The sequence below is a fragment of the Rugamonas violacea genome, assembly GCF_016461825.1.
Classification (GTDB): domain Bacteria; phylum Pseudomonadota; class Gammaproteobacteria; order Burkholderiales; family Burkholderiaceae_D; genus Rugamonas.
On sequence record NZ_JAEMNU010000016.1, the window covers coordinates 1 to 8,302 of the forward strand.

General features: G+C 60.6%; 10 protein-coding genes. 7 read left to right on the top strand and 3 right to left on the bottom strand.

Annotated elements, in window-relative coordinates:
- Positions 1–182: 182 nt before the first annotated feature.
- Positions 183–947 (top strand): DUF2971 domain-containing protein, encoded by a 765-nt coding sequence (locus H7U20_RS02510; protein ID WP_199518046.1) that lies wholly within the window; start codon positions 183–185, stop codon positions 945–947.
- Positions 948–1,354: 407 nt separating this feature from the next.
- Here the strand turns inward: H7U20_RS02510 and rpmG are convergent, their stop codons facing one another.
- From rpmG to radC, 3 genes are all read right to left on the bottom strand, one after another.
- Positions 1,355–1,522: a 50S ribosomal protein L33 gene (gene rpmG / locus H7U20_RS02515; protein WP_093384732.1), complete on the bottom strand. Its 168-nt coding sequence runs from the start codon at positions 1,520–1,522 to the stop codon at positions 1,355–1,357.
- Between the two features lie 13 nt (positions 1,523–1,535).
- Positions 1,536–1,772 carry a 50S ribosomal protein L28 gene (gene rpmB, locus H7U20_RS02520; RefSeq protein ID WP_010400928.1) on the bottom strand — a complete coding sequence of 79 codons (237 nt, stop codon included), beginning with the start codon at positions 1,770–1,772 and terminating at the stop codon, positions 1,536–1,538.
- A 225-nt stretch (positions 1,773–1,997) separates the two neighbouring features.
- Positions 1,998–2,672: a RadC family protein gene (radC, locus tag H7U20_RS02525; protein ID WP_199518047.1), complete on the bottom strand. Its 675-nt coding sequence runs from the start codon at positions 2,670–2,672 to the stop codon at positions 1,998–2,000.
- Positions 2,673–2,776: 104 nt separating this feature from the next.
- Here radC and H7U20_RS02530 point away from each other — a divergent pair, with 104 nt between their 5' ends.
- The 6 genes from H7U20_RS02530 to H7U20_RS02555 all read left to right on the top strand — a co-directional run bounded on the left by H7U20_RS02530 (position 2,777) and on the right by H7U20_RS02555 (position 8,248).
- Positions 2,777–3,232 carry an FKBP-type peptidyl-prolyl cis-trans isomerase gene (locus H7U20_RS02530; protein ID WP_199518048.1) on the top strand — a complete coding sequence of 152 codons (456 nt, stop codon included), beginning with the start codon at positions 2,777–2,779 and terminating at the stop codon, positions 3,230–3,232.
- A gap of 10 nt (positions 3,233–3,242) precedes the next feature.
- The gene (ispH, locus tag H7U20_RS02535; protein WP_199518139.1) at positions 3,243–4,190 is read left to right on the top strand and encodes a 4-hydroxy-3-methylbut-2-enyl diphosphate reductase; all 948 of its coding nucleotides are present in this window, start codon (positions 3,243–3,245) and stop codon (positions 4,188–4,190) included.
- A 366-nt stretch (positions 4,191–4,556) separates the two neighbouring features.
- On the top strand, positions 4,557–5,486 hold the full coding sequence (locus H7U20_RS02540) for a branched-chain amino acid ABC transporter permease (protein WP_199518049.1): 930 nt from the start codon (positions 4,557–4,559) through the stop codon (positions 5,484–5,486).
- 31 nt (positions 5,487–5,517) lie between these two features.
- Positions 5,518–6,735, top strand: coding sequence for an ABC transporter permease subunit (locus H7U20_RS02545; RefSeq protein WP_199518050.1), 1,218 nt, complete (start codon positions 5,518–5,520; stop codon positions 6,733–6,735).
- A 20-nt stretch (positions 6,736–6,755) separates the two neighbouring features.
- Positions 6,756–7,526 (top strand): ABC transporter ATP-binding protein, encoded by a 771-nt coding sequence (locus tag H7U20_RS02550; RefSeq protein WP_093385157.1) that lies wholly within the window; start codon positions 6,756–6,758, stop codon positions 7,524–7,526.
- Positions 7,526–8,248 carry an ABC transporter ATP-binding protein gene (locus tag H7U20_RS02555; protein ID WP_199518051.1) on the top strand — a complete coding sequence of 241 codons (723 nt, stop codon included), beginning with the start codon at positions 7,526–7,528 and terminating at the stop codon, positions 8,246–8,248. The genes H7U20_RS02550 and H7U20_RS02555 overlap by 1 nt, the downstream gene beginning before the upstream one ends.
- Positions 8,249–8,302: the final 54 nt, after the last annotated feature.

The following is an 8,302-nucleotide window of genomic DNA, read 5'->3' on the forward strand; positions in this document are numbered from 1 at the left end:
ACGATCTGGCAGGGCATTCAGGATGTGCGCGTGGCTGCGCTCACGATTAAGGCGCTACGCGACGAAGCTGGGTGACTTGTGTATAAACCTATGGATTCAAAGGAATCATCGAATCTCAAGATTTCTGGCTCACAGAGTCTGATTTCCTGAATGATGCCACTGAAATTAAACATGGAATCGATTTGGCGCGCCAAGTGTTTAGGTCGTTTTCTCATGAAAACCAGAGTCCTATCGCTGATATTCTTGAGGGCCTGACAATAGAGGACAGGAACCCTCGGCCTCGAATAAACATTGCTTGCTTTTCATCAGCACGTGACAGTCTAAGCCAATGGCGTGCTTACTCAGGTGGCGCTATCGGTGTTTCACTCGGCTTTGCACAGAAAGATTTTCTTCCCCAGCTGGGATATCCTAGCGAATGCCAACTTGTACCAGTGCTTTACTCGGAAGACCATAAGCGAGCTTTATGGGATATGTTCGCGCGATTTTTCAGTGAAGCTTATACTAAAGATTCCGCTCGAAAAATTTCGGTAACGCAACGGGATCAGAGCATTCGGGAATTCTACCCGATTAGTGGATATGAATCCTCACTTAATGGAATTCTTTATCAGCTCGCTGCCTCATGCAAACACTCGGCGTTTGAAGACGAGAGAGAGATCCGATTGTTCTACACTGAACATTCGGAAACCGTGGAGAGATTTGGAAAAAATCCAGCTAAAACCAGATTCCGGCTGACCAATTGTTTTCTTGCGCCGTATACGACGCTGAAAGATATTCAAGATGTTTATGATAACGCGAGCGAAAGAAGAGTGCCTAAGTTAGCATTATCTGAGGTTATCATTGGGCCTCATCCTCGTTCTGATCTAGCCATCGCTAGTATTAAGAAGTTTCTCGAAGCGAATGGATATAGCAATGTGCCGGTTCATCCTTCTGCAGCGCCGTATCGATGATGCTACAACGTGTTTTGCACACCAACCAAGAGTAGGGTTGTCTTGGCCGGCATCTATTTAATCTTGGCGACCGGCGGCTATGGGGCGGAAACAGCCGCTCGCCCCTATTAGATGCATAGGTTTACACACATCTTTTTCTGACCGTCGCACTGGCCCGCAAGAACCGCACTTTTTGAGTGTTTTTGCTTAAAAATTGAGCAAAGTCGTTGTGCGTTGACGGGAAATCCATCGGGCAGGCACTCCGGGATTGCTGTTTCTGCAACAGCTGGTGCTTTGTAAGTGTTTGATTTTATTGGCGAAAAAAGATGTGTATAAACCTATGTATTAGATGAAGCCCAAGAGCGCTTGCAGCCGACAATAAAAAAGCCGCTCGATGAGCGGCTTTTTTTGAGAACACGAAGATCGGATTACTTGATCTTGGTTTCTTTGTACGTTACGTGCTTGCGAGCTTTAGGATCGAACTTCATGATCTCCATCTTAGCTGGCGTAGTACGCTTGTTCTTAGTCGTCGTGTAGAAGTGACCCGTACCTGCGGTCGACTCCAACTTGATTTTGTCGCGGCCTGTTTTTGCCATGATAGCTCCCTAATTATACTTTTTCGCCACGAGCGCGCATATCGACCAGGACGGCGTCGATGCCGACTTTGTCGATGACGCGCAGACCGGCGTTGGACAAGCGCAGGGAGACCCAGCGGTTTTCAGATTCAACAAAAATACGACGATTCTGCAAGTTAGGCAGGAAACGACGTTTGGTTTTGTTGTTTGCATGGGAAACATTGTTGCCGACCATCGGCTTCTTCCCAGTGACTTGGCAAACACGTGCCATGGTGCACTCCTTAAAGACATTCCACAATTGGAAAAACGAGAGTATATCTAAAAACTCCAGCTTTTTCAATGACTTGTGAAAAACAACTGTGTCATCAACTCATGAAAAAATTTAACAATTGTGCATTCCCCTATGTGGCACCGGGCTTTACGCATATTTCTCAAGGGTAAACAAGGGCTTAGCAGCTTGTAAACAGTGGGTGCGCCGGGCCGCGGCGGCCCCCGCTCACAGTTGGCCGTGCTCGGCGAAGGAGTGCACCCGGTGGCCGGCGACGACGAAATGGTCGAGGATGCGCACGTCGACCAGGGCCAGGGCCTGCACCAGCGCGCGTGTCAGCAGCAGGTCGGACTCGCTGGGCTCGGGCGTGCCGGACGGATGGTTGTGCGCCAGCATGACGCTGGCGGCGTTGCAGGCCAGCGCCTCCTTGACCACCTCGCGCGGGTAGACGCTGGTGTGGGTGAGGGTGCCACGAAACAATTCGCGCGCGGCGATCAGGCGGTTTTTGACGTCGAGGAACAAGACATAGAAGGATTCGCAACCCTTGCCGCTGAATACCAGGCGTAGGTATTCTTTGACCGCTTGCGGCGAACTGAGCGTGTGGCCGCAACTGAGCTGCTCCTCGATGGCGCGGCGGGCCAGTTCCATCACCGCCTGCAACTGGGCGAACTTGGCGGCGCCCAGGCCGGGCAGGGCGCAGAACTCGTCCAGGCCGGCGCCGAACAGCCCTTGCAGCGAGCCGAAGTGGCCGATCATCTCGCGTCCCAGCGCCACCGCGTCCTTGCCGCGCACGCCGACGCGCAGGAAGACGGCGAGCAGCTCGGCGTCCGACAGCGCGGCGGCGCCGTGGCGGATCAGCCGCTCGCGCGGGCGTTGCTGCTCAGGCCAGTCGCGAATCGCCATCGCTCTCTCCTTGGCGCCGCTTGGCGGCGAATTGTTCGACAAGCGGGGCGGCGGCGGCAAGGTGGCTTACAATAACGGTTTGCAAGCTCACTGAATCCTACGTCATGTCCAACGCGAACACACCTGTCGTCACCCCATCGGCTTACCTCACTCTGCATTATCGTCTGGCGACGCCGGGCGGTGTTGATATCATCACAACCTTCGGCGGAAATCCGGCCACGCTGATGCTGGGCCAGGGCCAGCTGGCGCCGATGCTGGAAGAGCTGTTGATCGGCATGCCGGAAGGCAGCGAGCGCACCTTCGAGCTGGCCGCCGGCCAGGGCTTCGGCGAGCGCAATGCGGACCTGGTGCGGCGCGTCACGCGCGCCACGCTGGACGAGAACTCGACGCCGGACGCCGACTACAAGATCGGCGACCTGGTCGACTTCGCCGCGCCGGGCGGCGGCCGCTTCGCCGGCGTGCTGCTCGAACTGGGCGAGGAAAGCGTGCTGTTCGACTTCAACCACCCTCTGGCCGGCCAGCCGCTGCGCTTCGAGGTGAACCTGATCTCCGTGCTGTAAGGAACCCATGATGGACAAGGAAATCCTGCTGGCCCAGCCGCGCGGCTTTTGCGCCGGCGTCGACCGCGCGATCGAGATCGTCGAACGCGCGCTGCAACAATTCGGTGCGCCCATCTATGTGCGCCACGAGATCGTCCACAACGCCTATGTGGTCGAGGACCTGCGCAACAAGGGCGCGATCTTCATCGAGGACCTCGACGACGTCCCGGCCGGCAACACCCTGGTGTTCTCCGCCCACGGCGTGTCGAAGGCGGTGCGGGCCGAGGCGGAAGCGCGCGGCCTGAGCATCTTCGACGCCACCTGCCCGCTGGTCACCAAGGTCCACGTCGAGGTGGCCAAGATGCGCCGCCAGGGCTGCGAGATCGTCATGATCGGCCACGACGGCCATCCCGAGGTCGAGGGCACGATGGGGCAGACCGAGGAGGGCATGTATCTGGTGGAAACGGTGGCCGATGTGGCCAAGCTGAACGTGACCAAGCCCGACATGCTGGCCTATGTTTCGCAGACCACGCTGTCGGTCGACGACACCGCCGACATCATCGCCGCGCTGAAATTGAAATATCCGGCGATCATCGAGCCGAAGAGGGGCGACATCTGCTACGCCACCACCAACCGCCAGGAGGCCGTCAAGTTCATGGCGCCGCAGGTGGACTTGGTGATCGTCGTCGGCAGCCCGAACAGCTCCAATTCCAACCGTCTGCGCGAGGTGGCCGAGAAGATGGGCACGCCGGCTTATATGGTCGACAACGCCGCCCAGATCGATCCCTCCTGGCTGGAAGGCAAGATTCGCGTCGGCGTCACCGCCGGCGCGTCGGCGCCGGAAGTGTTGGTGCACGCCGTCATCGACCGCCTGAAGGAGTGCGGCGTGCGTAGCGTGCGCACCCTCGACGGTGTGCAGGAGGCGGTAACCTTCCCTTTACCTAAGGGATTGGACGGTGTCAAGCCTGCACCAAATTAGGGAGTGGCCTCTTCTACGATTTTGCAACATCTGAATTAAATTCGGCGCACCATTGTTTTTTCCCCTATTAGTTTTTTCGGATACTCGGTATTATTGCCTCGCCCGAAAAAAGTTGTCGATTCTGCTTTTTTGCGCCGGGGTAAGTAACCTGGGCCGTGGATAGTGGCGTGGCATGGGGTTTGCTTAATGAATGCGCAGTAGATCGATGCAGAGTCGGCGGCGAGCATCTCGGCCGGACCACAGGCGTCCAATCAACGGCGGCACTACGGGGAACTCCCCGGGTGCCGTTTTTGTTGGGGCGGCCTTTGACGCCGGCCGGGCCGCTTGGCCGTTGCAGTACAACACAATAGAAGAGGCACAATCTCCATGGATACCTTTATCCAACAAATTATCAACGGCTTGGTGCTTGGTAGCATGTACGCCCTGGTCGCCCTCGGTTATACAATGGTCTACGGTGTCTTGAACCTCATCAACTTCGCCCACGGCGACGTGTTGATGATCGGTGCGATGGCCGGCCTGACCATCCTGCGCCTGCTCAACGAGTACGCGCCCGACCTGCCCGGCTTTGTCAAACTGGCCATCGCCATCGGCGGCGCGATTCCCGTCTGCATGCTGGTCAACATACTGATCGAACGCATCGCCTACCGCCGCCTGCGCAACGCGCCCCGGCTGGCGCCGCTGATCACGGCGATCGGCGTCTCGATCCTGCTGCAGACCTTCGCCATGATGATCTGGGGCCGCAATCCCTTGCCTTTCCCGCCCCTGCTGTCGTCCGAGCCGATCACCATCGGCGGCGCGCTGATCTCGCAGACCCAGTTGCTGCTGCTGGTGCTGGCGGCCGGCTCGATGTTCGGCCTGGTGATGCTGGTGGAAAAAACCAAGATGGGCCGCGCCATGCGCGCCGTGGCGGAGAACCCCCGCGTCGCCGGCCTGATGGGGGTCGACTCGAACAAGGTCATCGTCGCCACCTTCGCCATCGGCGCCGCGCTGGCCGCCGTGGCCGGCGTGATGTGGGGCGCCAACTACGCCTCGATTCAGTTCGCCATGGGCTTCGTGCCCGGCCTGAAGGCCTTCTCGGCGGCCGTGCTGGGCGGCATCGGCAACATCTACGGCGCGATGATAGGCGGCATTTTGCTCGGCATCATCGAGAGCCTGGGCGCCGGCTACATCGGCGAATTCACCGGCGGCTTCCTCGGCAGCCACTATCAGGACATCTTCGCCTTCGTGGTGCTGATCTTGGTGCTGACGGTGCGTCCGTCCGGCATCATGGGTGAGCGCGTGGCGGACCGCGCCTAAGCCGCGCCCGGATACGGATTAAGGAACAATCATGGCACTCTTCAATTTCGACGTCTCCCACAACCCGCGCAAGGCCTACGGCAGCATGGCGGTGGTGCTGATCGGCTTGCTGATCTTCCCCTTCCTGGCCGCGCCTTTCGGCAACTCCTGGGTGCGCATCGTCGACATGGCGCTGCTCTACATCATGCTGGCGCTGGGCTTGAACATCGTGGTCGGCTTCGCCGGCCTGCTCGACCTGGGCTACATCGCCTTCTACGCGGTGGGCGCCTACATGACCGGCCTGCTGGCCTCGCCGCAGTTCGCCACCCTGCTCGAATCGCTGGTCAACCAGTATCCGGCGCTGGGCGAGACCCTGGTCGCCGTGCTGGGCGAGGACATCCGCACCAACGGCATCCACCTGTCGGTCTGGCTGATCGTGCCGATGGCCGGTGCGCTGGCCGGCCTGTTCGGCGCCATCCTCGGCGCGCCGACCTTGAAGCTGCGCGGCGACTACCTGGCCATCGTCACCCTGGGCTTCGGCGAGATCATCCGCATCTTCATGAACAACCTGAACGAGCCGATCAACTTCACCAACGGTCCGCAGGGCATCAACCTGATCGACCCGATCCGCGTGTTCGGCGTCAACCTGGCCGGCGAGGCGGGCTCGCGCGCCAACGTCGTGGTGGGCGGTTTCTCCATGCCCTCGGTCAACGCCTACTATTTCCTCTTCCTGGTCCTGTGCATCGCCGTGGTGTTCATCACCTCGCGCCTGCAGCACTCGCGTCTGGGCCGCGCCTGGGTGGCGATCCGCGAGGACGAGATCGCCGCCAAGGCGATGGGCATCAACACCCGCAACGTCAAGCTGCTCGCCTTCACCATGGGCGCCTCCTTCGGCGGCGTGGCCGGCGCGATGTTCGCGTCCTTCCAGGGCTTCGTTTCGCCGGAATCGTTCTCGCTGACCGAGTCGATCGCCGTGCTGGCGATGGTGGTGTTGGGCGGCATCGGCCACATCCCCGGCGTGATCATGGGCGGCGCCCTGCTGGCCGCGTTGCCGGAGGTGTTGCGCCACGTCGTCGAGCCCCTGCAGGAGAAATTGTTCGGCCACGTCATCATCGAGGCCGAGGTGCTGCGCCAGTTGCTGTACGGCTTGGCGATGGTGCTGATCATGCTGAACCGGCCGGCCGGCCTGTGGCCCGCGCCCAAGCATGAGGACCGCCCCGACAACGACACCGACAAACCCGAGCCGACATCCGGCGTGATGGCGGCCTGAGGAATAGGACCATGAGCACCATGAGCGAACAAGTCATATTGAACATCGCCGGCGTCAACAAGCGCTTCGGCGGCCTGCAGGCGCTGACCGATGTCGGCATCAAGATCATGAAGGGCCAGATCTATGGCCTGATCGGCCCCAACGGCGCCGGCAAGACCACCTTCTTCAACGTCATCACCGGGCTGTACCAGCCGGACACCGGCACCTTCGAGCTGGCCGGCAAGCCCTATTCGCCGTCGGCGCCGCACGCGGTGGCCAAGGCCGGCATCGCCCGCACCTTCCAGAACATCCGCCTGTTCGGCGAGATGACGGCGCTGGAGAACGTCATGGTGGGGCGCCACGTGCGCTCGCACCAGGGCGTGTTCGGCGCGGTGTTCCGCCACAAGGCGGCGCGCGAGGAGGAGGCGTCGATCCGCCGCCGCTCGCAGGAGCTGCTCGACTTTGTCGGCATCGGCCAGTTCGCCAACCGCACCTCGCGTTTCCTGTCCTACGGCGACCAGCGCCGGCTGGAGATCGCCCGCGCCCTGGCCACCGACCCGCAATTGCTGGCCCTGGACGAGCCGGCCGCCGGCATGAACGCCACCGAGAAGCTGGCGCTGCGCGAGCTGCTGGTGAAGATCAAGAACGAGGGCAAGACCGTGCTGCTGATCGAGCACGACGTCAAGCTGATGATGGGCCTGTGCGACCGCCTCACCGTGCTCGAGTACGGCAAGCCGATCGCCGAGGGCCTGCCGGCCGAAATACAGAGCAACAAGGCGGTGATTGAAGCCTATCTGGGAGGATCGCACTAATGAGCGGCAATGTTCTAAAGGTATCGGGACTGAAAGTCGCGTACGGCGGCATCAAGGCCGTCAAAGGGATCGACCTGGAAGTGAACAAGGGCGAGCTGATCGCCCTGATCGGCGCCAACGGCGCCGGCAAGACCACCACCCTGAAGGCCATCACCGGCACCCTGCCGCCGTGCACGGTGGAGGGTACGGTGTCCTACCTGGGCGAGTCCTTGAAGGGCAGCAAGTCCTTCCACCTGGTCGAGAAGAAGCTGGCCATGGTGCCGGAGGGGCGCGGCGTGTTCACCCGCATGTCGATCCAGGAAAACCTGATGATGGGCGCCTACACCCGCGACGACAAGGCCGGCATCGAGGCCGACATCGCGCGCTGGTTCGACGTCTTCCCGCGCCTGAAGGAAAGGGCGGCGCAGATGGCCGGCACCCTGTCCGGCGGCGAGCAGCAGATGCTGGCCATGGCGCGCGCGCTGATGTGCCACCCCAACCTGCTGCTGCTGGACGAGCCGTCGATGGGCCTGTCGCCGATCATGGTGGAGAAGATTTTCGAAGTGATCCGCAACGTCTCGAAGGAGGGCATCACTATCCTGCTGGTCGAGCAGAACGCCAAGCTGGCGCTGCAGGCGGCGCACCGCGGCTATGTGATGGACTCCGGCCTGATCACCATGACCGGCAACGCCAGCGACATGTTGGACGACCCGCGCGTCAAGGCCGCCTACCTCGGCGAGTAAAGAAATAGCGGCGGGCTTCAAGACGCCCGGGATGCCGGCCCACCCCATAGGCAT

Bases quoted from the DNA above. Each gene is read 5' to 3' on its own strand.
- H7U20_RS02530 (WP_199518048.1), top strand. From the start codon at position 2,777: ATGTCCAACGCGAACACACCTGTCGTCACCCCATCGGCTTACCTCACT.
- ispH (WP_199518139.1), top strand. From the start codon at position 3,243: ATGGACAAGGAAATCCTGCTGGCCCAGCCGCGCGGCTTTTGCGCCGGC.
- radC (WP_199518047.1), bottom strand. From the start codon at position 2,672: ATGGCGATTCGCGACTGGCCTGAGCAGCAACGCCCGCGCGAGCGGCTG.
- H7U20_RS02555 (WP_199518051.1), top strand. From the start codon at position 7,526: ATGAGCGGCAATGTTCTAAAGGTATCGGGACTGAAAGTCGCGTACGGC.
- rpmG (WP_093384732.1), bottom strand. From the start codon at position 1,522: ATGGCAAAAACAGGCCGCGACAAAATCAAGTTGGAGTCGACCGCAGGT.
- H7U20_RS02540 (WP_199518049.1), top strand. From the start codon at position 4,557: ATGGATACCTTTATCCAACAAATTATCAACGGCTTGGTGCTTGGTAGC.
- rpmB (WP_010400928.1), bottom strand. From the start codon at position 1,772: ATGGCACGTGTTTGCCAAGTCACTGGGAAGAAGCCGATGGTCGGCAAC.
- H7U20_RS02545 (WP_199518050.1), top strand. From the start codon at position 5,518: ATGGCACTCTTCAATTTCGACGTCTCCCACAACCCGCGCAAGGCCTAC.
- H7U20_RS02550 (WP_093385157.1), top strand. From the start codon at position 6,756: ATGAGCGAACAAGTCATATTGAACATCGCCGGCGTCAACAAGCGCTTC.